The 23988-nt window shown below is 61.6% G+C and carries 14 protein-coding genes and 1 pseudogene; 9 read left to right on the top strand and 6 right to left on the bottom strand.

The features are described 5' to 3' along the window. The first annotated feature begins 40 nt into the window (after positions 1 to 40). Together ACT53T_RS22905 and pvdQ are read left to right on the top strand one after the other, a co-directional pair. Entirely contained in the window at positions 41 to 1708 is a 1668-nt protein-coding gene (locus tag ACT53T_RS22905) for a cyclic peptide export ABC transporter (protein ID WP_476163004.1), read from the top strand. A 20-nt stretch (positions 1709 to 1728) separates the two neighbouring features. After that, the gene (gene pvdQ, locus ACT53T_RS22910) at positions 1729 to 4116 is read left to right on the top strand and encodes a bifunctional acylase PvdQ (RefSeq protein ID WP_476163005.1); all 2388 of its coding nucleotides are present in this window, start codon (positions 1729 to 1731) and stop codon (positions 4114 to 4116) included. 41 nt (positions 4117 to 4157) lie between these two features. Here the strand turns inward: pvdQ and ACT53T_RS22915 are convergent, their stop codons facing one another. The 4 genes and pseudogenes from ACT53T_RS22915 to ACT53T_RS22930 form a co-directional block, all read right to left on the bottom strand. Further along, positions 4158 to 4772 carry an FAD/NAD(P)-binding protein gene (locus ACT53T_RS22915; protein ID WP_476163039.1) on the bottom strand — a complete coding sequence of 205 codons (615 nt, stop codon included), beginning with the start codon at positions 4770 to 4772 and terminating at the stop codon, positions 4158 to 4160. Between the two features lie 225 nt (positions 4773 to 4997). Then, positions 4998 to 5609 (bottom strand): annotated as a pseudogene (locus ACT53T_RS22920) (FAD/NAD(P)-binding protein); the annotation flags it as partial. Continuing rightward, positions 5602 to 6600, bottom strand: a complete 999-nt coding sequence (locus tag ACT53T_RS22925) for a sulfotransferase domain-containing protein (protein ID WP_476163006.1) — start codon at positions 6598 to 6600, stop codon at positions 5602 to 5604. The gene ACT53T_RS22925 and the pseudogene ACT53T_RS22920, both read right to left, overlap by 8 nt. A gap of 47 nt (positions 6601 to 6647) precedes the next feature. Continuing rightward, entirely contained in the window at positions 6648 to 7121 is a 474-nt protein-coding gene (locus ACT53T_RS22930) for an adenylyl-sulfate kinase (RefSeq protein ID WP_476163007.1), read from the bottom strand. A 405-nt stretch (positions 7122 to 7526) separates the two neighbouring features. Between ACT53T_RS22930 and ACT53T_RS22935 the strand changes: the two genes are divergently transcribed. The 7 genes from ACT53T_RS22935 (at position 7527) to ACT53T_RS22965 (ending at position 19834) form a co-directional block, all read left to right on the top strand. Next, positions 7527 to 7940 (top strand): hypothetical protein, encoded by a 414-nt coding sequence (locus ACT53T_RS22935; protein ID WP_476163008.1) that lies wholly within the window; start codon positions 7527 to 7529, stop codon positions 7938 to 7940. 166 nt (positions 7941 to 8106) lie between these two features. Then, complete coding sequence (locus tag ACT53T_RS22940; RefSeq protein WP_476163009.1) at positions 8107 to 10308, top strand: TonB-dependent siderophore receptor; 2202 nt, start codon at positions 8107 to 8109, stop codon at positions 10306 to 10308. Positions 10309 to 10408: 100 nt separating this feature from the next. Continuing rightward, positions 10409 to 10738, top strand: coding sequence for a PepSY domain-containing protein (locus tag ACT53T_RS22945; protein ID WP_476163037.1), 330 nt, complete (start codon positions 10409 to 10411; stop codon positions 10736 to 10738). A 237-nt stretch (positions 10739 to 10975) separates the two neighbouring features. Further along, positions 10976 to 12166: an MdtA/MuxA family multidrug efflux RND transporter periplasmic adaptor subunit gene (locus ACT53T_RS22950; RefSeq protein WP_476163010.1), complete on the top strand. Its 1191-nt coding sequence runs from the start codon at positions 10976 to 10978 to the stop codon at positions 12164 to 12166. Then, on the top strand, positions 12163 to 15285 hold the full coding sequence (locus ACT53T_RS22955) for an efflux RND transporter permease subunit (RefSeq protein ID WP_476163011.1): 3123 nt from the start codon (positions 12163 to 12165) through the stop codon (positions 15283 to 15285). Before ACT53T_RS22950 ends, ACT53T_RS22955 begins: the two co-directional genes overlap by 4 nt. Continuing rightward, positions 15282 to 18569: an efflux RND transporter permease subunit gene (locus tag ACT53T_RS22960; RefSeq protein ID WP_476163012.1), complete on the top strand. Its 3288-nt coding sequence runs from the start codon at positions 15282 to 15284 to the stop codon at positions 18567 to 18569. The genes ACT53T_RS22955 and ACT53T_RS22960 overlap by 4 nt, the downstream gene beginning before the upstream one ends. A gap of 758 nt (positions 18570 to 19327) precedes the next feature. After that, on the top strand, positions 19328 to 19834 hold the full coding sequence (locus tag ACT53T_RS22965) for an RNA polymerase sigma factor (RefSeq protein ID WP_476163013.1): 507 nt from the start codon (positions 19328 to 19330) through the stop codon (positions 19832 to 19834). Positions 19835 to 20408: 574 nt separating this feature from the next. On the opposite strand, the gene ACT53T_RS22970 is transcribed toward ACT53T_RS22965, so the two are convergent. Together ACT53T_RS22970 and ACT53T_RS22975 are read right to left on the bottom strand one after the other, a co-directional pair. Continuing rightward, positions 20409 to 21650 (bottom strand): PepSY-associated TM helix domain-containing protein, encoded by a 1242-nt coding sequence (locus tag ACT53T_RS22970; protein ID WP_476163014.1) that lies wholly within the window; start codon positions 21648 to 21650, stop codon positions 20409 to 20411. A 37-nt stretch (positions 21651 to 21687) separates the two neighbouring features. Then, positions 21688 to 23931: a TonB-dependent siderophore receptor gene (locus ACT53T_RS22975; protein ID WP_476163015.1), complete on the bottom strand. Its 2244-nt coding sequence runs from the start codon at positions 23929 to 23931 to the stop codon at positions 21688 to 21690. Positions 23932 to 23988 lie beyond the last annotated feature (57 nt).

The following is a 23988-nucleotide window of genomic DNA, read 5'->3' on the forward strand; positions in this document are numbered from 1 at the left end:
GGATGCATTTCTTCGATAGCGAGCGGCGGGGGAGGTCTCGGTGGAAGCGGACGGCGCGTCGAAAGTCATGAGTGGGGTTTCGTCACTGAGCTTTTTGCGTCTCTTCGCCCCGTCGAAGCGCATGCTCGCTCTTTCTCTCGTCATCGGCTCGATCGCCGGCGCCGGCAACGCCACGCTGATGATGCTGATCAACCGATCGCTCCACGACGACGAGAAAGACACGACCTTCGCCGTCGCATTCTTCGGAGTCTGCGTTCTCGTCCTCGTCTCAGGCGCGTTGTCGATGACCTTGCTGTCGCGTCTGGCCCAGACCAATCTCTATACTCTCCGAATGCGCCTCAGCCGTCATATTCTTTCGGCGCCGTTCGAGACATTGCAGGCTCTGGGGCCGCACCGCTTGATGGCCGCCCTGACAGATGATGTCGGGGCGGTCGTCGAAGCGCTCGATGCGCTCCCAACGCTCTTCATCGCCAGCGCGACGCTCGTCACTGTCCTCTGCTACCTAGGCGCCCTGGCGCCGCAACTGCTGCTTCTCGTCTTGTCGTTCCTCATATTCGGGGTCCTCGGCTTCAGGCTTTTGCAAGGGCGGGCGATACGCTGGCTGCGACTGGCGCGAGAGGCCGACACGATTCTGTTCCGTCATTTTCGGTCGATAACCGAAGGGTTCAAAGAGCTGAAGATGGACGTGCGCCGAAGGCGCGCCTTTATCGACGATGAAATGAGACGAGCGGCCGAGACATTCAGAGAGAGGCGAAACAAGGCCCGGCTGATCTATGTATTCGCGAACCGCTGGGGCCAATCGCTCTATTTCGTCCTGATCGGCGTCATCTTGCTCGTGTTGCCGCACTATGCCGAGATTTCACGCGAAACCTCGACTGGGTTCACCCTCGCGATCCTTTTCCTCGGCGGCCCCGTGTCGACGATCCTCGACGCCGTTCCCGCCCTAGGCATGGGCGCGACGGCTTTGAGGAACATCGAAGCGCTGGGCTTGGGGGAGGGCGCCGAGCGGGATGCTCCCGCCGCGGCGGGCGCGGAGCGGCCGTCCACGCTGGAACTCGTCGCCATACGCCATCGATATCCCGGGACGGGAGACGACGCCGGTCATCGGATCGGGCCATTGAGCCTGAAAATCCAACCCGGCGAACTCGTCTTCCTGACCGGCGGAAACGGCGGGGGCAAGACCACCATGGCCCTCATCGTGCTCGGCCTGCTGACGCCAGACGCCGGAGAAATCAGATTGGCCGGCCGATCGGTCGGGAAGGACGATATCGATTCCTATCGACAAAATTTCGCGGCGGTGTTTGCCGACGCTCACGTCTTCGACACGCTGCTCGGCTATTCGAGCGAGGAGGCGTTGACGAAGGCCAGAGAATTTCTTCTCATTCTTCGGCTCGACCAGCAGGTGAAGGTCGAAGGCGGGCGCTTCTCGACCGTCGATCTGTCTCGCGGCCAACGCAAACGGCTGGCCTTGCTGTCGGCTTATCTCACCGATCGACCGTTCTTCCTGTTCGACGAGTGGGCGGCGGAACAGGATCCGGATTTTCGCGCGTATTTTTACGAAAGAATGCTGCCGGAGCTCAAGGCGCGGGGCAAGACGATTATCGTCATCACCCACGACGACCGCTATTTTCATTTGTCTGATCGCTTGTTGCGATTGACGAACGGACAATTGGAAGAAGTTCGGCCAGCGCTCGCGGCGTCGGCGTGACCTTCGAGGAACGATCGAACATGGCTGCAAAATCGACATTTGAAGCGGTCCGCGCAAGTCTGCTCGTTTTCGTCCTGCCGTCGTTCATCGCCGGCGGCGCGCCACTCGGCCGAGCCGACGACGTCGGCGCGCGCCAGAGCGTCGAAATTCGCAGAACGTCCTACGGTATTCCGCACATAAGAGCCGCCGATGAGAAGGCTCTCGGCTATGGGATGGGCTACGTCTACGCCGAGGACAATCTTTGCCTGCTCGCGGAGGAGATCGCCACCGTCAACGGAGTGCGGTCGAAATTTCTAGGAGGCGAGGGAACGGCGCCCGGAACCCTCACCAATCTCGAAAGTGACTTCTATTTTCGATGGCTGAACGATGACGCGACGATCGCCGACATTCTCGTGTCGCAACCGCCGGAAATCAGGATGCTGCTCTCCGGTTACGCGTCGGGCTATAATCGATATCTGCGCGACGTCGGAGCAGGCGGGCTGCCGTCCGCATGTCGCGACAAGGGCTGGGTGCGGCCGATTTCTGACGCCGACCTCTTGAAGAACATGCGTCGACTGGTCGTTCAAACCGGGCTCGGGCGTTTTGCGAAGGCCATCGTCACCGCGGCGCCTCCTGCGCGCAGCGACGCCGGCGGGTCTCGTTCCGGCGCGCTGATCGACGGGGGCGAAAGCTTCGCGTTCGATCGGGACGTCTTCCAGAGCAGTCATGGGAGCAATGCTCTCGCATTGGGAAAGGCTTCGACCCGCAACGGCAAGGGCCTGCTGCTCGCCAATCCGCACTATCCGTGGTCCGGCGCATTGCGGTTCTACCAGATGCATCTGACCATCCCCGGAAAGCTCGATGTGATGGGCGCGTCTCTGCCAGGATTGCCGATGATCAATATCGGCTTTTCGAAAGATTTGGCCTGGACGCACACCGTCGACGCCTCGAGCCATTTCATTTCTTACCAATTGCGGCTCGATCCCGCCGATCCGACGAGATATTTGGTGGACGGCGAATCCTTGCCGATGACGCGGACGCCGATCACCGTCGAGGTGCGCGACAAGGATGGGTCCGTTACGCAGCGATCGCACATGTTCTACCAATCGAAATTGGGGCCCGTCTTCGCATTTCCCGACAAGTTCCGCTGGGATGAAGGGCGAGCCTTCGTGATCGATGACGCAAATGTCCGCAACGACAGAGCGCTCCGCCAGTGGTACGCGATCAATCGCGCGACGTCGCTCGATGCGCTTCAGTCGAGCATCACGGAAATCCTCGGCATCCCCTGGGTCGATACGATCGCGGTCGATTCTGCTGGAACCGCCTTGTTTATGAACGTGTCGGCAATTCCCGACGTCGATGCTCGAAAGCTGTCGGATTGCAGCCCGAAAGGAGCGGATATGGCCGCAGCCGTCGAGTTCCCGATTCTCGACGGAACGAGGAGAGAGTGCGAGCGGAGCCGGGCCACGGGCGCAGCGCAGGACGGGCTGGTTCCCGGAGCGAGCTTGCCGATTCTCGAGCGCGACGACTTCGTGATCAATTCCAACGACAGCGCCTGGCTCGCCAATCCGGCGCGTCCGCTGACCGGGTTTTCGCCGCTCGTCAGTCGGGAGAAAATCGAGCTCGGCGCTAGAGCTCGATCCACGCTCGATTGGTTGCGGGGCCGGCTGCAGAGCGCCGCATCTCGGGACGCCGGATTGGAGGCGCGCGACCTGCAGCGTTTTCTCATGCGCAATCATGTGTATGTCGCCTCGTTGATCTTGGACGATCTTCTGACGCTCTGTCCGGATCGGACGCCGACGGTAGCATCGAGCGCCGGCGACGAGGATTTCGCGATCGCCTGCGAGAAATTGCGCGCTTGGAATAGAACGGCGGATCTCGACGCGAATATCGGCTATGTCTATTTTGAAGGATTTATGGAGCGGGCTCGAAAGATCGCGAACGCTTGGCGAATTGCCTTCGATCCCTTACAGCCGCTCGACACGCCCCGCGGATTGAGTGTCGACGTTCCAGACATTGCGGAGAAATTGAAGGCGGCGCTGGTCGCCGCGGTGCAGGAGGCGACCAGCGCAGGGTTCTCGCCCGACATGTCATGGGGGGATATTCAAGTGGCGTCGAGACGCAGCCGAGTCATCCCGATTCACGGAGGCAGCGGCGCGTTGGGCGTATATAATGTCATTCGCAGCACCCCGTCTGGAAGCAGCAGACGCGAGGTGATTTCAGGATCGAGCTACGTTCAGGTCGTCGCCTTCGAGCCGAACGGGCCGCGAGCCGAGACCTTGCTCGCCTTTTCGGAATCGTTCGATCCGGATTCGCCTTATTCCGCCGATCAGACGGAATTGTTCTCTAGAAAAGAATGGGTGCGGGTTCCGTTTTTGGACAGCGAGATCGAAGCGGATCTGAATCGTCGTCAGAGGCTCCGCTTCTGAAAAAGCTTGGTCGGCGATCTGACGTTTTAGTCGGCCGTCGATCACGCGCGGGTTCGGATGGGGTCATCGCGGCTTCGCGATGCGGGACATAGGCGCTCATGGCTTTTCAAAAAATCGACCAAGAATTCGGCAAGGGCGTCCGCCTGTCGACGAATATCGGGAACGGCGCTGGACTCGAATAACGTGCCCCGCAATAGGGGACCAAGGGCAAAAAGGCCTCTCACGGATTTTCCTCGAGCGTCGCATAGGGCTGCGTTTTCGTCGCATGAGACGCCGCGACCTAGACTATCGGGACGCAGCAGGCCCTTTTTCATCAGATCCGCGAGAAGAGGATCGGACGTTCGCGCGACGTCGCATTGTCCAGGCGTACAATTGACGACCCGGGCGAAACGGCGCTTTTCCAATCCCTGCCGTCCGCGCGAGCGGATCGACACGGCGGCGCACGCGCCGTCGATCTCGACGTTGTCGATGAATGCCGCACGCACCTGCAATAGACCGGCGGCGGTCTGAGTCGAGATCGCCTCGGCGGCCGTTTCCGGCATTCGGTGGCGATGCACCTCCCAAAAGGGCAGGGCGTGTCGTATCAATCGCCGCTTGTCGACGATCGGCAGCGCCCCCCACAGGAGATTGGCGACGGGACGTAGACCGTCGATCACCGTGCGCCAATCGCCGTCGTGTCGATCGATCGCCGTTCGGAGAGAGGCGAGCATAGCGCTCGCGCCTCGCGACGCGTCTTCGATGTCGATCGCCGGTGGGCAGGGACAGGAGGCGCCTCGCGGGCGAGGAAGCAGGCCATGTCGGGAAATAGCGGTGATGGGGCCGCGATGCCCGTGGCGTCTCAGGCGAAGGACGACGTCGACCATGGTGAGGCCGGCGCCGATGACGAGAATTGGACCGGTCGGGTCGAGGCCGGCGGTGACATCGGCCGACCATGGATCGTTCACGTAAGCCGACCCTCGGCCTCGAACCGGCCAGGAGGCCGCCGGCGGACTGTTTCCGGTCGCGAGAACGACGGCGGCAGCGACGAGCGTTCGTCCGTCGCTCAGTCGGATATGAAATTCGCCATCGAGACGATCTAGGGCTACGACCCTAGCGCGATGGTGAAGAAGCTCGCCGTCGCCATTGGTCGTCGCCTCCCTGGCCGCCGCCTCCACGGTCTCGGCGACATAGCAGCCGAACAGTCGGCGCGGCATGTAGCTGTCCGCGGACGCGGTCGTCGCTTCCGGCCAGCCGGCCGAAGCTCCGCGCCGCCTCGCCCAGTCGAGGAAGTGATCGGGCCGGTCAGACCAGAAGCTCATGCCGCCGGCCGGCACGTTCAAGAGATGGTAGTCCTCGGCGTCGCCGTATGCGAGGCCGAATCCCAAGCGTGGACGATCTTCGATCACATGGATATCTGCGGACGGCGAGCGGAGCAATCGGGCGGCGATCGCGGCGCCGCTGAACCCGCCGCCGATGATCGCGATCTTCGGTCTGGGCGCCGACGCTTCAGACATGCTCGCGTTCCCAGCCCAAGTCCCTTCCGAGGAACTCGTACAGCGCCTCGTTGTAAGGTCTGAAAAACTCGGACAACTCGCGGCGGAGCCTTTCGGGCATCGCGGCCGCGGGACCGGCGTTGCGCTCGTCGATGACGAGCGGATCGACCATGGGAAGCTCGAGGAAGCGGTATACCTCTTTCGCGGTCTTCACAGGGTCGGAAAAGAGTTCCGCCGCGTCGACGATGTGAATACGTTGTTTTTCGAAATGCTGAAACAGCAGGCGGAGGAACGGAAGGTAGATGCTCTGTTGCAGATATCCTTGCTCGCTTCCGCTGAAGGCGTTCGGTCCGCCGCCTCCGGCGTGAATCGACTCGCGCTCGATTTTCACGCTCGTCTCGAAATCCGGCAGGAACCGCCACAGCGGATCCGAGAACAGATGGCCGTTCTTCATTCGATCCCACCGCCATTGCGAGAAGGCGCGCTCCACGGGATCTCGAAGCACGACCACCACGCGGCCGTCCGGGCAAATCGCCTTCGCGACGAAAATCCACAGCAGGTTCGGCGCGATCGGATTGCAGCAGCCGGTGATGGCCGGGCCGAAGCGCTGTTCGACGCGACGGCGCTCGCGCCAGCTCGGAAATTGCGCTTCTATGTATTTCATGCGCGGCAGCTGGGAGATCTCCTTGGCGAGCGGGAGAACCACATTCGGGTGCTGCAAAATGTAGGACGAGAGCAGCGAGGTTCCCGACCGAACCGCGCCCGTGGACAAGAATGCGGGCCGCATGCGTGGGTGGCCGATGAACGTCCTCAGCAGAACGCGCCATCTCGGCGGTTTGATGAAATAGAAATCTCTGAACTGGTGTTTGAGAGCGAATTCAAACCGCCTCAATCGAGAGTGAGGAGAAAATTGTTGTCTGAAGTCTTCGTATGGCGCTTGCAGCTTGTGAACTTTTCTCGGGTCTACGGCGGATGAGGCCGCGGTCGTTGGTGGCGCTGGATTCTGCTGCATGCCGATTTGCCTTTGATCGCTGTCTGCGGGGCTCGTCCGTTCGACGCTCAGGGCGTCGCGGCTCGTTCGGCCTTCATTGGCGCCGGCGTCCTAGGACCGAAGGCCGGGCGCAGGACCGACCGGATGCGCTCGGCCCAAAAGCGAGGGTCGCCTTCCGCCTCGATGCGGAGGTCGTATCTCTCGGGCGGAACGAAGAGACGGTTGGTGTCCTCGAATCGGCCTTCACGAATGCGATCCACCCAAATAACGAAATCGGCTCCGAACGCGGCGCGCGTCTCCGGCGTCGGGCATATGAAATCGGCGATCGCTACGCCTCCCGCTTCGACGACCCGATCGCACAGCCATCCCATTCGGCGCGCATGCTCGATCCGGTCCCCCAGCGAAAATCCCAAGTCTTTGGATATATTTGCGCGGATGTCGTCGGCGTTGAAGACGACGGCCGTCAAAAGCGGCGCGAGCGCGCGCGTAAGGGTGGATTTTCCTGCGCCCGGCAAGCCCATGACCAAAATCTTTTTGCGCATGGCGCGCTCTCCCCTTCGCGTGCGTTGGTCGAATAGAGAAGCGTCGCCCGCGGCGCACGAAATCGCTGCGCGGCTCTGTCGAGCGACCGGTCGATGCGTCTTTTCTCGCTAAGACGTTCGAGCGTAGAGAAAGACGCCAAAAAAATCGGATTTGAAAAACCAAACGTGCTACGGCCGATCATCGCTTACGCACGACCATTCACATTCCGATGTCGAGCGCAGACCGGATCGTCCGCAAGACAGCCGGATATTCGAAGTGGAGTGTGTTTTGTAATGGTCGGATTCCGGGCCGGCGTCGTTCATCGCGCATAATTTTTGGATCGATTCAAAACGGGCTATTGACTCCAAAGACCGACGAACGCACAGTTTCGGTACAGCTTATTCGCGCAAAGCATCCGGCGATTCATGAAGAACGAGCAACCCGAGCGAGGATTTTTGACGAGCGCTTTCGTCGCGCTTGTTCTCGCATGCGTGTTCGTCCTGCAAGGTGTCGCTTCCGTGGTCTCGCACGAGAGGGATGGACTCTCCGGGTTCGGCTCTCAAACAGCGGCCTATGTCGAGGCCGGACGGTGCGGAGCGGACATGGTGGGCGACCAAAGCGCGCCGGCTCCGCACCATGATCATTCTCAGTGCTGCATACTGTGCTCGCCGAGCGTGGACGGCGGGCTGATCCGTTTCGCGGCGGCCCTTTTCGACATCATCGTCTTTTCGACACACGACAGTGTCGCTGTCGGATGGCGTTTTCTGGACGAGGTCGCCGCGCCAGCGAGCGGGTTCTCGAGTTCGTGGTCTTCCCGGGCGCCTCCCTTTTTCTCCTGACCGACCAAAACGCGGTGTCTAGCGCCGCATTTCTATTCCCGGTCCCGACGGCCTGCTGAGCCGTCTCAGGAGATTCGATATGCTTCGTCCAGCTTTATTGCGCGGGATTTCCGCCGGCGCGTTCGTGTTCGCGTTCATGAATTTTCCGGCTCGTGCGCAGGAGGCCTTGCCCACGATCGACGTCGGCGCCGACCGGGGCGCCGCGTCCCTGGGCGCGTCCAGCGCCAGTGGGGGCGATCGCGATCCCCGGACGCCGAGCTATGTGGTTCACGACGCGTCCTCTGCGACAAAGATCGACATCCCGCTTATGCAATTGCCTGCGTCGGTGCAGGTCATTCCGCGGGCGGTTATCGAGGATCAGAAGGTGACGCGCGTCGAGGAGGCGCTCGAAAATGTCAGCGGCGTGCGGCCGAACCAATCGATCGGCAGCGGAACGGGCTTCCTCATCCGCGGCTTCTCCGACAGCCGCAAGATGTTCCGCAACGGGTTGCTCGCCACATCCCCATCGACATTCCGGACCGAATTCGATTCCAGCAATATCGAGCGGATCGAGGTGCTCAAGGGACCGGCTGCGATGCTGTTCGGGCGCATGGAGCCCGGAGGTCTCATCAATGTCGTCACCAAGCGGCCATCCGACATTGCTTATCATTCGATCGAGCAGCGCTTCGGTTCCTATGATCATTATCGCACGGTTTGGGACGCCACCGGTCCCATCTACCAGAACAACAATTCACTATTGTACCGCTTCTCCGGGGCATATGAGAACAGCGGGTCTTTCCGTGACTTCCAGCACGGCGAGCGGATCGTGCTCAATCCGAGCGTCACGGCGCGGATTTCGCCCGACACGGAGTTCACCGCCGATTTCGAATATCTCGAGGAGAATTACCTCGCCGATTACGGACTTCCGGCGTTGGGCAACCGGCCTGCGCCCATTCCCATCAACCGCTCCTTCGCCGATCCGAACGATCCGAAGGACAATATGCGCAAGTTCTACGTCGGCTCCGAGCTCACCCACCGCCTCAATGAAAATTGGACGTTCCGTAACCGCTTCCTCGCGGCTTTCCTGCACGGCCACGATGATTTTCTGAACCCGGCGCCGGCGTTTGGAACCACCGCCCTGCAGCCGAGCGGCGTCCTGCGACGCAATGTTTTCGGTCAAGCGTCCGACGCGGAGGTCTACACGACCAATCTGGATCTGCTCGGCAAGTTCGACATATTGGGAACTCACCACGAGACGCTCGTGGGCTTCGACTATCTGCGCTCCAGCACCGCGTACAATACCTGGGGCAATTCCAATACGCCGAACCCGGCGTACGACATCAACATCTACTTTCCTTGGCCGAGCTACGGCATTCCTCGCGGGGCGTTCGACGCGGCGGTCTACAATAGGCCGCAGATCACGCGAGACCACAGCGTCTTCCACGAGGAGCAGAAAGGGGTCTATTTCCAGGACCACATCACGTTTCTGGACAAGCTCCACATTATCGGCGGCGGCAGATATGATTGGTCGGAGGTCGGGCGCGGTCGTGGCGCGAGCTTCGACGCCGCGCAGGCCAATCTGATTTACGCCAGTCCGAGTGTGCTGCGGCGGGACGACGCTTTCAGTCCGCGCGTCGGAGTGCTGTATCAGGCTTTCCCTTGGATCAGCGTCTATGGCAGCTGGACCAATTCGTTCGGCTCCAATAATGGCGTGGACGCGAATAACCGGCCGCTGCCTCCGCAGGAGGGCACGCAGTTCGAGGTGGGCGTCAAGACCGAGCTGTTCGACAGCCGATTGACCACGACTCTGGCCTTCTACAATCTGACCAAGAAGAATCTGCCGACGCCGGATCTGAGCACTCCAGATCCCAATGACAGCATCGCGATCGGCCAGCAGCGCAGCAAGGGCGTGGAACTCGACACGGTCGGAAAGATTACCGACAGTCTCAACGCCATCGGCAGCTTCACCTATATGGACGCCCGCGTCATAAAGGATAATAACTTGAACGCTCAGGGCGTTCCGCTCTATCTGGGGCATCGTCTGCCGAATGTTCCGCGTTATTCCGGCAGCCTGTGGCTCAAATGGGACGTCAAAGAGTTCGTCGAGCTGGACGGCGCCTTTTTCGGCCTCGGCGCTTATGTCGTCGGAAGTCGTCAGGGCGATCGAACGAGCTCGTTCCAGCTTCCGGGCTATGTGCGCCTCGATGCGCTCGCCGGCTATCGTTGGAATGTCGGGCCGACAAAGGTCACGGCGCAACTCAATGTTCGGAACCTGACGAACACGAGATACTACGAGTCGACCGACCCTGAATCCAATGTCGATCCGCGCTACGGCATTTATCCGGGCGCGCCCTTCTCGGCGATCGGATCGATCAAGGTCGAATTCTAACTAGCGGAGGAGCCCATGAGCGGCGTCGACTTGGCTCTGCGCGCCGCGGCAGGTTGCGATATGGAACTGGCGCAAGGTCTGGCTGAAGGGATATCTTTGGCTGGACCTAGCGGTCGGCCTGCTTTTGTGGCTGATCGGGATCACGGGCTCGGCCCTCGTCTTCTTGCAGGAGATCGACGAGGCGCTCGATCCGCAACTGCGGATCGTCGCTGCGCCGCCGCAGGGACGAGCGGCCGGCGACGGCTTCGTCCAATGGCGATGGCCAATGCACATCGGTTATGTCTTTGGCTGGCCCGGCCGTATCATGGTTATTCTATTCGGTCTGGGCTGGCCGCCCCTGCTCGCAACCGGAGTTCTTCGCTGGCTCCTGAAGCGCCGAGCTCACGAATTCGCGCGCACGAAGCGAAGGAGCCATTTTAAAATCTATTGAAATCGATTGCATGGTCACGCGCCGCCGATCGCGGCGCCGCATTTTTCGAGGCGCGCCGACGCACGAGCGACGTCGGAGCAGCCTACCGAGCGGCGGCGCTCTGAGAGCCGTCGATCGAAACAAGGCTCTCGATGAGGGAAGCGACATGCGCGAGCTGCGACATTGCACCGGATGGGTTGGAGACACGCCGACGCCAACGCACGCCGCACGATCTTCGTGCGGTTGCCGGGGCGGAAAATGAGCTCGGATCCGACCGCCGACGTGCCGTTTCGCGTCGAAGATGAGGCGCGCGCCGCCGGCGAGTCCGAACGCCGCCGCCTCGCTCGGAAGGCTGCGATTGCGCTGCTGTTGATCGTCGGGTTCGCCTGGGCCGTCTCGAGGTCGTCGAACGGCGTCCAATCCGCTCACGACAAGGCGCCCCCGCCCGTTCCGGTCGGAGTGGCGACAGCGACGAAAGGCGACTTCCAGATTACTCTCGCGGCGCTCGGAACGGTCAAACCCCTCGCCACCGTGTCCGTGAAGACGCAAATTTCCGGCCGGCTGACGCAAATCGGTTTCGAAGAAGGGCAGATGGTCAAGGAGGGCGACTTCCTCGCGGAAATCGATCCTCGGCCCTATCGACATGCATTGCGTCAGGCGCAAGGGCAGCTCATGCGCGATCGCGCGCTGCTCGAAAACGCGCGCCTCGATCGCGAGCGATATCAGCGGTTGGTCAAGCAGAATTCGATCTCTCGTCAGCAGCTCGACACGCAAGAGTCGCTCGTGCGTCAATATGAGGGCGCGGTGGAGATCGACGAAGGAAATGTCGCGAACGCTGCGCTCAATCTGGATTACTGCCGCATCACGGCTCCGGTGGCCGGCCGCGTCGGTCTGCGCCAGGTCGATTTGGGGAATTATGTGCAGGCGGGCGGCGAGGGGATCGTCGTCCTCACGAAATTGCAACCGATCACCGTGGTTTTCCCCTTAGCCGAAGATCATCTGCCGAAGGTTTTGAAGCAGATCGAGGCGGATAGGAAACTTCCCGTCGCTGTGTATGATCGCTCCGGCAGGAAGCTGATCGCACGAGGGGCGCTCGTGAGTCTCGACGCGCAGGTCGACACTGCGACGGGCACAGTGAAATTCAAGGCGGAGCTCGACAACCGCGACTCGGCGCTCTTTCCCAATCAATTCGTCAATGTGCGTCTGCTCGTCGATACGCTTCGCCAGGTCACGGTCGTTCCGAGCGAAGGCGTGCAATATGGCCCGAATGGCGCATTCGCCTTCGTCCTCTCCGATGAGGAGACGGCGATCGCAAGACAGATAGAGCTCGGACCGGCGGAAGGGGGGACCACTGTGGTTCTATCCGGCCTCGCGCCCGGCGAGCGCCTCGTGGTCGCCGGCGCCGATCGCCTGCGCGACGGCGCCAAAGTGAAGGCGATGGAAGAATGAATCCGTCGGCGTTTTTCATTCGGCGGCCGGTTGCGACCACGTTGACGATGGTCGCCCTGACGCTGTGTGGAGCGATCGGCTTCGCCTTTCTTCCCGTCTCCGCGCTACCCGCGGTCGATTATCCGATCATCGAAGTCAGGACCTTCTATCCGGGAGCCAGTCCCGAGGTGATGACGAGCGCCGTCACCGCTCCGCTCGAGCGGCAGCTCGGTCAGATGCCCGGCCTCGAGCAGATGAGCTCGACGAGCTCCAGCGGGGCGTCGGTCATCACGCTTCGTTTTTCTCTCGACATTCCGCTCGACGTCGCCGAGCAGGAAGCGCAAGCGGCGATCAACGCCGCTCAGAGCCTGCTGCCGAACGATCTGCCGGCGCCGCCGGCCTATGCGAAGATCAATCCGGGCGACGCGCCGATCCTGACGCTCGCCGTCACCTCCAGAACCTTGCCGCTCGAACGCATCCAGGAAATCGCCGACGTACGTCTCGCGCAGAAGATCTCGCAAGTGCCTGGGGTCGGATTCGTCGAGATCGGCGGCGGCAAGCGTCCAGCCATCAGGATCGGAGTCAATCCTGACGCTGCTTCGGCCTATGGCATCGACCTCGACGACCTGCGCGCGACGATCGGCGGCGCCAATGTCGACATGCCGAAAGGAAGTTTCGAGGGACAAAAGCGCGCTTATGCGATCAACGCTAATGATCAACTGAAAAGCGTCGAGGATTACGAGCGAATCATCGTCGCCTTTCGTAACGGAGCGCCTGTGCGCCTGTCAGACGTCGCGACGATCGTCGAGGGCGCGGAAAACGAATATGTCTCCGCTTGGTCGGATACGACGCCCGCCATCATTCTCGACATTCGTCGACAACCCGGCGCCAATGTCATCGCTGTCGTGGACGCCATCCAGTCGTTGTTGTCGAGCCTGAAGGCTGGCCTACCGCCCGGCGCCGACGTCGCGGTGCTGACGGATCGTACGGCGTCGATCCGCGCGTCGGTCCGCGGCGTCGAATGCGATCTCCTTCTAGCAATGGCGCTCGTCGTTCTGGTGATCTTCCTATTCCTGCGGGACGGCCGCGCGACGCTGATTCCGAGCCTCTCGGCGCCGCTCTCCTTGGTCGGCGCTTTCGCCGGCATGTTTCTGCTCGGCTTCAGCGTCAATAATCTGACGCTGCTCGCGCTGACGATCGCGACCGGCTTCGTGGTCGATGATTCGATCGTCATGATCGAGAATATCGCCCGCCATGTCGAAGAGGGGCGATCGCCGTTCGACGCGGCGCTCATCGGCTCGCGGCAGATCGGCTTCACCATTCTCTCATTGACGGTTTCGTTGATCGCCGTGCTGATCCCGCTCCTCTTCATGGGCGACGTGATCGGTCGCTTGTTCCGAGAATTCGCCGTCACCCTCGCGTTGACGATTGTCGTCTCGGCCGGCGTGTCTCTCAGCCTGGCGCCGATGCTCTGCGCGCGACTCTTGCGGCGGAGCGCCAGCGACGGAGCCGATTCGTTCGAGCGCAGGCCTGGTCGAGCGTTCGACGCCGTCGTTCGATTTTACGCCCTGCTCCTCGATCGCGTGCTCGAACGACAGGGCCTTGCGCTCCTGGCCACGGGGGCGACGCTCATCGTCGCCGTTATTCTCTACGTCGTCATCCCGAAAGGCTTCTTTCCGGTTCAAGACACGGGAGTCCTTTACGGCGTCTCCGTCGCGCCGGGAGACGTCTCCTTCGCCGCGATGGCCGAGCGCCAGCAGGCGCTCGCGAGGATCATTCTCGCGGATCCGGACGTCGCCGGCCTGTCGTCCTTCGTCGGCGTCGACGGCGTGAATATGGCATTGAATTCGGGACGCTTTCTAATCAATTTGAAGCCGCATGAACGCCGCGTGGCGAGCGCCGCCGACATTGCGCGGCGCATTGCGGCGCGATGCGATGGAGCCGCCGGAGCGGCGCTCTACCTACAGCCAATTCAGGATCTCTCCATCGACGCCGCCGTTGGCCGCGCGCAATTCCGCTTCGTCTCCGAGTCCGCCGATCCTCGCTCGTTGGGGCGTTACGTCGCTGCGCTGATCGAGCGTTTGCGGCGTCAGCCAGAGCTCGACAATGTGAGCAGCGCCTCGCAAGCTGCAGGGATCGGCGCCTACCTCGAGGTCGATCGCGACACCGCTGCGCGCTTCGGCGTCACATCGGCGACGATCGACAATGCGCTCTACGACGCCTTCGGGCAGCGGATCGTTTCGACGATCTTCAGCCAGTCCAATCAGCGGCGCGTCATATTGACGGCCGATCCTTCATTCGCGCGGGCGCCGGATGCGCTCGCTCGACTTTACCTCCCATCGTCTATCGCGCGCGGCGGTCAGGCGCCCTTGTCGGCGATCGCGCGCGTCGAGATAAAGCCTGCGCCTTTGCAGATCGAACATTTCGGTCCGTTTCCCGCGGCTTCGATCTCCTTCGATCCGCGTCCGGGCGTCGCGCTCGACGAAGCCGTGCGAGCCGTCCGCCGAGCCGAACGGGAGGTCGCGTCGACCTCCGACGTCCGCACGCATTTTCAAGGCGCCGCGCTCGCCTTCGAAGCCTCGCTCGACAGTGAGCCGTTGCTCATTCTCGCAGCGCTCGTCTGCGTCTATATCGTGCTCGGCGTCCTCTACGAGAGCTTCATTCATCCGATCACTATAATTTCGACCTTGCCCTCGGCCGGCGTCGGCGCGCTGCTCGCCTTGATGCTCACAGGTCACGAGCTCGGCGTCATCGGCGTCATCGGCATCGTCCTGCTGATCGGAATCGTCAAGAAAAACGCGATCATGATGATCGATTTCGCGCTCGCCGCCCAGCGCGACCAGGGCCTCGACCCGCATGCCGCGATCCGCCGCGCCTGCCTCCTGCGCTTGCGGCCGATCCTGATGACGACATTCGTGGCGATGTTCGGCGCTCTGCCTTTGATGTTCGGCTCCGGGGCAGGGGCCGAGCTGAGACAGCCACTCGGGGTCGCCATCGTCGGCGGGCTCGCCGTGAGCCAGATCCTCACACTATTCACCACCCCGGTCGTCTATCTGGCTTTCGAGCGCTTGGCGAACCGGTGGGGAGGCGGCGTCTCCGTGCGGAGGCGAGGGGCCGTCTACGAGGCGGCGGGCGGATGAATATCTCCGCCCCCTTCGTCGCGCGGCCTGTCGCGACGGCGCTGCTCACCATCGCCGTCGCGCTCGCGGGCGTATTGGCCGTTCTCCATCTGCCTGCGGCGCCCATGCCGGAGTTCGACTACCCGGCGATCAGCGTGAGGGCGCAAATGCCGGGCGCCAGCCCCGAAATCATGGCGACGACTGTGGCCGCGCCGCTCGAGCGACGGCTCGGAATGATCGCCGACATCTCGGAAATACGTTCATTCAGCAGCTCCGGCTCGTCCACCATCGCTCTCACATTCGGCATTGGCCGCAACATAAACGGCGCCGCGCGCGACGTGCAGGCGGCGGTTGCCGCCGCGCGTGCCGATCTTCCGAGCTCGTTGCGATCGAACCCGCTTATTTTCAAATCGAACTCGGCCTTCTGGCCGATCACATACCTGTCTTTGACCTCGACGACGATGAGCCTCGATCGGGTCTATGACGTCGCTTCGACGTTGCTACAGCCGCTGCTCGCCTCGATCCAGGGAGTAGGGGAGGTCGTCGTTCTCGGCTCCTCACCTCTCGCGGTGCGCGTCGAAATCGACCCGGACGCCCTATCGAAATACGGCGTCGAATTGGAGAGCGTTCGCGCAGCGCTGGCCGCCGCCAACGCCAACAGTCCGAAAGGCGTCATCGAGAGCGACGGCCGAAGATTTCAGATCTACGCGAATGACCGCGTGAGCAACGCCGTCGAGCTGCGCGATCTCATCATCGCCTATCGCGAAGGTCAGACGATCAGATTGTCCGAAGTCGCCGAGGTGATCGACTCGGTCGAGGACTTCCGTCCGTTCGCGATCACCGGCCGACAGCCTTCCGTCCTGATCCGCGTGTATCGAACATCGGGCGCCAATGTCGTCGAGACCGTCGATCGCATCAAGGCGAGGCTCGAGCAGATCAGATCTGCGTTGCCGCCGGCGATCGCCATTGATATGGCGTCGGACCGCACGGCCACCATTCGCGCCTCACTGCGCGATCTCGAGCACAGTCTCGTCATCGGCGCCATTCTCGTCACGCTCGTGGTGCTCGCCTTTCTTCGCAGCCTTCGCGCGACATTTCCGCCGGCCATCGCGGCGATCGTCTCGCTGCTCGGGACGGGCACCGTCATGTATGTGATGCGCTACAGCTTGGACAGCGTGTCGCTCATGGCGCTGATCATCGCTGTCGGCCTGGTCATCGACGATTCCGTGATTGTCCTCGAAAACATATCGCGCCACTTCGAGGAGGGAACGCCGCTGTTGCGCGCTGTTCTGAGAGGCGTCCGCGAAGTCGGATTCACCGTCGTCGCAATCAGTCTCTCGCTCGTCGCGATCTTTATTCCGTTTCTGTTCATGGGCGGCCTCATGGGGCGCGTGCTCGCCGAATTCGCCGTGACGCTCTCGGCGGCGGTCCTGATTTCACTCGTCGTCTCTCTCACGACGACGCCGATGCTCTGCTCGATTGTGCTTTCACGAAAGCAGCCGGGGCGCGTGGGCGTGGCCTTCGAAGCGATCTTTCAGCGTGTGCTGGCGCGCTACGACAAGACGCTGGATTTCGCCCTTCGTCATTCGCGGTGGACGCTAGCGGCGTTTTTCGCGACTCTCGGCCTGAACGTCTATCTCTACGCCATCGCCCCCAAAGGGCTGCTGCCACAACAGGACCCGGGCCGGCTCTACGGCGCCTTGCTCGCGGACCAGAATATTTCCGTCGCCGAGATGCGACGAATGTTGGAACGCGCCGCGGAACTTATTTCCGCCGATCCGTCCGTGGCCAGTTTCGCCGCCGTAATCGAGGACGGCGCAAGGCGCAACAGCGCCGAGCTCTATGTCGAGCTGAAGCCGCGACCGACGCGCGACGAGAGCTGTCAGGATGTCAACGCGAGACTGACCGAGGCTGTCGGCAAGATAGCCGGCGCCACATTGCGCCTCGTCGCTCCGCAGGATATCGCCGCCTTTTCCGCGCCGGCCAACAGAGGCGGAGAATATCATTACGACTTGCGCGGCGACGATCTCGCGGAGCTTCGGGCATGGGCGCTTCGTTTGACAGCAGCCATCGCCCGCGCGCCGGAGATCCGCGATGCGGATGTCGATCCCCGGCCGCACGCGCTCGAGACCATTGTGACAATCGACAGGGACAAAGCCGAGCGTCTGGGGATCGACATGAGGCAAGTCGACAATGTGCTCTACGACGCTTTCGGCCAACGGCAAGTCTCGACCATCTACGGACCTCTGAACCAATATCATATCGTGATGGAGGCGGCGCCGCGCTTTCGGGAAAGTCCAGACATTCTGAACAGGATCTATGTCAGCCCCGCACGGGGCCTCGTCGGCGGCGTGCAATTCACCAATGCGCCGATCGGAACGGTCTCTGCGGAGCAGAATGGGGCCGCAGACCCAGGAAGCGCTTCCGCGACGGCCGACGCGGCGCGCAATCAGCGCTCCAACGCAATTGCCAATCGAACGGGTGGCGCTGTGTCTACGGGCGCCGCGGTCAGCACACAGATCGACAGGATGATTCCGTTTTCTTCGATCGCGCGCTTCGAGCAGAAAGCGGCGCCTCTCGTCGTCGCCCATGTCGGCGGCTCGGCCGCGGTGTCGATTTCGTTTAATCTGGCGCCGAAAGTCGCGCTCGGCGACGCTGTTGCGGCGATCGAGCGAACGGCGGCCGAGATTCATATGCCGGGCTCGATTCAATCCAGTTTCTCTGGAGCCGCTGCGGCTTTCCAGAAGGTGATTGTGCAGGAGTGGATTCTGGTCATCGTCGCGGTCGCCGCGATCTATGTAATTCTGGGCATCCTCTATGAGAGCTTCATCCATCCGGTGACGGTTCTGTCGACTTTGCCGTCGGCCGGCTTGGGCGCGATTCTGACGCTGATGGCGTTGCGCATAGAGTTTACCGTGGTCGCCTTCATTGGCGTGATCTTGTTGACAGGAATCGTCAAAAAGAATGCGATCATGATGATCGATGTAGCGATCCGAGCGCAACGCGAATACGGCTTGCCGACGCGGAACGCCATTCACCAAGCATGCCTATTACGTTTCAGGCCTATCATGATGACGACGGTCGCGACGATTTTCGGGGCCGCGCCGCTCGCCGTCGGCGGGGGCGATGGCGCCGAATTTCGGCAGCCGCTCGGGATAGCCGTCATCGGTGGGCTCATCGTCAGCCAGGCGCTGACGCTCTATACGAGTCCGGTGGTCTATCTGTATCTCGATCGGCTGGTTCGGCGTGGAACACGTCGGAGCGACGAAGCAGCCGGCGTTCCGGTGAGCGAGGCCGGACAATGACGGATGCACGCTTTTTCTGCTGCGAGCGCCAAAGCGATCGTCACCTTCTCGACCGAATATCTACGGTCGATCTTGCACACGTCATAGTCTGCGCGAGATAATGCATGCGGTCGAATACATTCTCAGAATTATTCGAGAGCGGATGCCGTGCGTTTCGCTATCGCAGGCCCGTGGAATGCGACGGGAGCTCCTTGCAAGCTTTCTAGTTGTATCGGCGTTGATGTTGCAAGCGTTCGCGCCGTCGATCGCCAGCGTCTATTTTTCGCGAGATAAAATCTGTTCCGCCATCGGAGGCGCGTCGGTCGAGGATAGCCGTAAGGCGCCGGCGTCCAGTCATCGAGATTGCGACGTCTGCCTCGTCTGTCATGGCGATTGGCGCAGTCCCCCATTGGAGGGGGCGCAGCATGCCGGCAATACGATCACGCCTGAATGGCGCATGGCGCGTGCGTGTCGGTCGGTCGAGAAAGCTTCGATTTCGTCCTGCGATCGACGTGCTCATCGAGCGCGCGCTCCGCCGATATCTCCCTGACGTTTCCGCTCCATGACCCCGGAAGCTTTTCCATAGGTGTGACGGAACTCTGCCGGGCTGTTCGAAGCACGTCGCCGTAACGGGCGATGAGGGAGATTTTTCATGCCTCAGATTCAGATCACGTCCGGCCTCGAGCCGAAAAAATCTGCATTGGACGACTCTACGATCGGCGGGAATCCGGCATTCACCAGCGCTTCGCTCGCGGTCTCTCTCTCGTATGGAGGGAGCGATGTCGTCGTCTGAAAAGCTCATCGTCGATCTGTTCAGAAGCCATAATCGGGAGCTGAACGGTTTCGCCCGCCGTCGAGTCGGTCCGCAAGAGGCCGAAGATATCGTGCAGGACGCCTATCTGCATCTGCTCCAGGAGGACAGGCTCGCCTCGCTACAACATCCGCGCGCTTATCTCTTTCGCGTCGCCTCCAATCTGACCGTGGATTTGAAGCGCAAGACGCGGCTCCGCTCGCAATACGTCATCGAGGACGGGGAGATCGAAAGGTCGAGCTCGTTCGAAACAAATTCGGAATCGGGCGCGGAAGGCGTCATGGATGTCATTCGACTCCAAATCTGCCTCGGCAGGCTGTCGCCGCTTTGTCGGGCGATTTTTCTGCTCAGTCGTCTCGACGGGCTGAGCTATCCCGAGATCGCCATCCGTCTCGGCGTGTCTGTACGTACCGTAAACCGAAATATGACAAAGGCGTCGGATTATCTCTGCAGACATCTCGGTCGCGGAGGATGACCAGATATGACGCAGAGGTCTGTGACGCCGGGACCTTTCCGATCGGTCGGCAGAGTTCCGACCGAAGCCTGGATTCGTCGAGGTCCTTGTCGAAAAAACACCTGCCCTCCGGGGCTTGGGGCGAGATCGTCGAGTTGCAGACAACGGGATTTGCACCGGTAAACTCAGGCTCGGGAGGGTTACGCAGCGAGCTCAGGAATCGAGCTTTGCGCCAATCGCAAGAATCAGGTCTTGCGGGTCCCCGCAACCAGACCTTGCGGAATCCAAAATAGAATTACGGCGCAGGAGCATCCTTCTGCGCCCCCGTCCCAAGCTTTCGGCGTCGCTAGCGCGCTCCCCGCAGATCGATCAACGGCGATGCGATGCGCCGAACGATTTGGAGGCTCACCACACGCTCAAATCTGCGGTGAGCGCATCGATATGCAGGCGGCCCAGCATGTCTTGGAATGTCACGCTATCGTCGAAGAGCGTGTTCAAAACCTCGCTCGACACATCCGACCAAAAACCGCGCTCTTGGGCCCCAAACGCCCGCTCACGATCGCCGAGCCTGCCGATGCGCAGCTCGCGAGGCGCGCTATTCCGAGGACCGGAGCGCGGCGGATTTCGGCGCCTCGGCCGAATCGCGTCGCGCATGAAAGCGGCGGGCTCCTCGCTTTTTCCACCAGATATAGACGCCCGTCGCCGACAGCGCCGTGAGCGCAAGGCCGAGCGCGCAAACGAAGAGCCTGTAAGGCAGGCCGAATATGCGCGCCATATGCAGCGCGTAGAGCCAGCTCTCGATCGTGTTGCCGATATGCTCGCCCGTGGGCTCGGACGCCTCGATCAAATGGCCGTCGTCGCCGTCGAGCATCACCGACGTTCCGCCGCCTTTGGGCGAGCGCTCGAAGAGATCCCGGCTGCCGCGGACCTCGTAAATATAGGCGTTCGCCTCTTCCAGATAGGACAGCGCCAAGGCTTTGCCGATCGCGAAGCCGCGAATGGCCGATTGCTCGGCGATGAGCCGCTCGCCGGTCTGCTGCGCCGCGCGCCAGTCGAGCATGGGCGGCTGGTAGGCGCGTTTCGGCAAGGCCAGATAGAGATCGAGCGACGAGTGGAAGTCGAACAGAGACCGCATCACCGGCTCATAGACGAAGGGCCGCAAGTTCATCATCACGCTCGACCAGGCGAAGACGAACAGCGCCGCCCATAGCCAGAGGCCGCCCGCGCGGTGGAGATCGAAATTCAGGCGATAGAAGCCGGCGTTGCGCTTGAAGAGCCAAGCCGGCTTCCAGCGCCGCAGAAAGAATTTCGTCGTGGGCGGAAAGGTCAGATAGAAGGCCACGAAGCAATCGAGCGTCCAGATCGTCGCGACGATCCCCAATATCAGCTGGCCGGCGACGCCCAGCATGAGGCGCCAGTGCAGATCGTAGATGAAGGGCATGAGATTGACGAGGCCTTCGGAGAGATCGGCGCGCCTGCGTCGGCCGAGCTCCGCGCCGGTCCATGGATCCACGAAGAATTCCGTGAAGCCGAGATCATATGGCGCCTGCGTCTGCGGATTCTGCCGCGGGACGAAGGAGATCGAGACTTGATCGGGCTCCGCATAGGTGACGGAGACCACGCGGCCCTGCGGGACTTGCGCCTCGGCGCGTGACGCCAGAGCCGCGAGTCCGAGCGGCGGCGCATCGATCCGCGGCGTCGCGAAGAGCTGGGGCGCGAAGACGCGCTCCAGCTCCGTGTTGAAGGCGAGCAGACTGCCGGTCAGGCCGACGACGACGAGAAACGCCGCCATGGCCAGCCCGGCCCAGCGATGCAGGAAAACGAAAAAGCCGCGCAAGCCTCTTCCTCCCTTTTCGAGAGCCGGACAGCGCTCGTCACCACTGAAAATTCACCGACCCGATAAAGGTGCGCGGCGCGGCGTAATAGGCGGATTGGACGCGATCGCTATATTCGAAATACCGTGCGTCCGTCAGATTTTTGATATTGAGCTGAAACTTGATTTTATGTCCGTCGATCACGGTACGATAGGCGCCCATCGCGTCCAGCTTGACATAGCCGGGCAGCTTCCAGGTATTGGCGTCATTGCCCCAGCGATCGTCCGAGGCGTAGACGCCGCCTCCGAACTCCCACCCCTCCGGCGCGCCCGGCGCCGTGTCCCATTTCGCCCAGATATTTCCGACATGGGGCGCGACGCTGTTGAAGCGCTTGCCGGCGGCGCCATTGCCGAGGTCGTCGACGATCTTCGCGGAATCGAACGTATAGCTAGCGATGACGCTCAGATTCTCGGTCAGGTTTCCGGCCACATCGACCTCGATACCTCGACTGGCGACCGTGCCGGCGGCGCGGCTGAAGTTTGGATTGGCGGGATCCGGCTCCAGAACATTCGTCTTGGTGATGTCGAACAAGGAGACGCTCGTCGTGATCCTCCCATCGAGCCACAGCTTCTTGATCCCGGCCTCCCATTGCAGGGCTTCTTCCGGCGGGTAGATGGTCCCGGCGCTCGATACGCCATTATTCGTGCCGAACGACCGGACATAGCTGCCGAATATCGATGTCTCTTCGTCGAGCTTGAACAGGACGCCGACGCGCGGCGATAGCTTGGGCTTATCGGGGAAGTGGTCCAGCGGATAGGCGGTGCAAGCCGGGAAGCATGGCGCGTCCGCCTCGCCATATACGTGCGAATAATTGGCCTCGGCCTTGTCCCAGCGGCCGCCGAGCAGGACGTGAATGCGATCGTCCCAGAAAGAGATCTGGTCCTGCGCATAGACGCCGAAGTCTCGCTCGCGGGATCGAAACAACGCATTACCTCGTCCCGTATCGGCGAGATAATGTAAATAGCCGGTCAAATTGCCATAGGTCGGCGCATATACGTTCAGCGGCAATGTCGGCGTCCCGGAGGCGTCGATGCCGAATGAATCGTCTTGGTAGGAATACCAGTCGACCCCGATCAAGGGCTTGTGCTTGATAGGCCCCGTCTGGACTTCTCCCGTCAAATCGAGGTTGGTCGCGACAATGCGTCGCTGATAGCTGTAATTGCTGAAATTCCTCGCGACATTGACGCCGTCGAACCCGCCATAGGCAAAGAAGCCGGTTTGATTTTCATCATTCGTGACGAAATGGAAGCGATTGGTGATCTTCCATTTGTCGTCGAATTTGTAGGTCCAGTCGTAGCCGACGACGGTTCGATGCACGACATAGGGAAAGTCGCTCCAGAGGGCCGGGTCGCCGATCGAGAACCGCCTCGACAGATTCAGCGGACGATCGTTGAAGCCCGGAATGACCACGGGCCGACCATTGTCGTCGAAAAGCGTGTTGACGGGAATTTTGCCGAGTCCGTCCGGCTGCGCTTGCTTCTTCTGATAGTGCTCGACCTGAGTGTTGAACTCGAAGTTCTGCGTCGGCCGAAAGGTCAAAAAGAGCGCCGCCGCGCCATTGTCATGGTGTTCGAAATCGGTGAAGGAGTCGCCGTGATCATATGCGCCCATGACTCGATAGAGCAGCGTTTTTTCCTCATTCAACGGGCCGGTTATATCCACCGTGGTGCGCGACAATCCCCAGCTGCCGAACCTCGTCTCCGCCTCCGCCTTGAATTCCTCCTGTGGGCGCTTGGTCACGACATTGACGAATCCGCCGGGCTCGAGGCGCCCATAGAGCACGGAGGCCGGCCCTTTGACGATTTCGACCCGATCGGTGAAAGCGATCTCCTCCCCGCCGATGAGCTTCTGGAGCCTCAGGCCATTGCGCCAGGTCGAGTTCATGCCGAAGCCGCGAATGAGATAGGCGTCATAATATGTGCCGGGCGACGATTGCACGCCGCTGACATTCTTGACCGCCTCCATCGTGTTCAGCGCCTGCTCGTCGACGATCACCTCATGTGGGACGATCTGCACCGCCACCGGGGTGTCGAGGAGAGGTGCGTCGGTTTTGGTGGCGGTGAAAGCCGAGGAGCGAGCGTAGCCGGTCTCCTTGTCGCCAGGACGAAAGGCGTCGCGGGCGGGACCCGGCTTGGCTTCCCCGGCGACATCGATCGTCGGGAGCGCCTCCTGCGCGAGCGCGGCGACGGACGGAAGCATGAGGACCAATGCGGAAACGCCCCGCAAGAGGATCGAGTCTTTCATAGCTGAATTTCTCCTGGCGCGACGACATTGGCCGCGCGAAAGCCGAAAGGAAGGAAG

The sequence above is a fragment of the Methylosinus sp. DMC45 genome (assembly GCF_056313885.1).

Excerpts from the sequence above, each read along its gene's own strand:
- pvdQ (WP_476163005.1), top strand. The coding sequence starts at position 1,729 with ATGGCTGCAAAATCGACATTTGAAGCGGTCCGCGCAAGTCTGCTCGTT.
- ACT53T_RS22925 (WP_476163006.1), bottom strand. The coding sequence starts at position 6,600 with ATGCAGCAGAATCCAGCGCCACCAACGACCGCGGCCTCATCCGCCGTA.
- ACT53T_RS22930 (WP_476163007.1), bottom strand. The coding sequence starts at position 7,121 with ATGCGCAAAAAGATTTTGGTCATGGGCTTGCCGGGCGCAGGAAAATCC.
- ACT53T_RS22935 (WP_476163008.1), top strand. The coding sequence starts at position 7,527 with ATGAAGAACGAGCAACCCGAGCGAGGATTTTTGACGAGCGCTTTCGTC.
- ACT53T_RS22950 (WP_476163010.1), top strand. The coding sequence starts at position 10,976 with ATGAGCTCGGATCCGACCGCCGACGTGCCGTTTCGCGTCGAAGATGAG.
- ACT53T_RS22955 (WP_476163011.1), top strand. The coding sequence starts at position 12,163 with ATGAATCCGTCGGCGTTTTTCATTCGGCGGCCGGTTGCGACCACGTTG.
- ACT53T_RS22960 (WP_476163012.1), top strand. The coding sequence starts at position 15,282 with ATGAATATCTCCGCCCCCTTCGTCGCGCGGCCTGTCGCGACGGCGCTG.
- ACT53T_RS22965 (WP_476163013.1), top strand. The coding sequence starts at position 19,328 with ATGTCGTCGTCTGAAAAGCTCATCGTCGATCTGTTCAGAAGCCATAAT.
- ACT53T_RS22975 (WP_476163015.1), bottom strand. The coding sequence starts at position 23,931 with ATGAAAGACTCGATCCTCTTGCGGGGCGTTTCCGCATTGGTCCTCATG.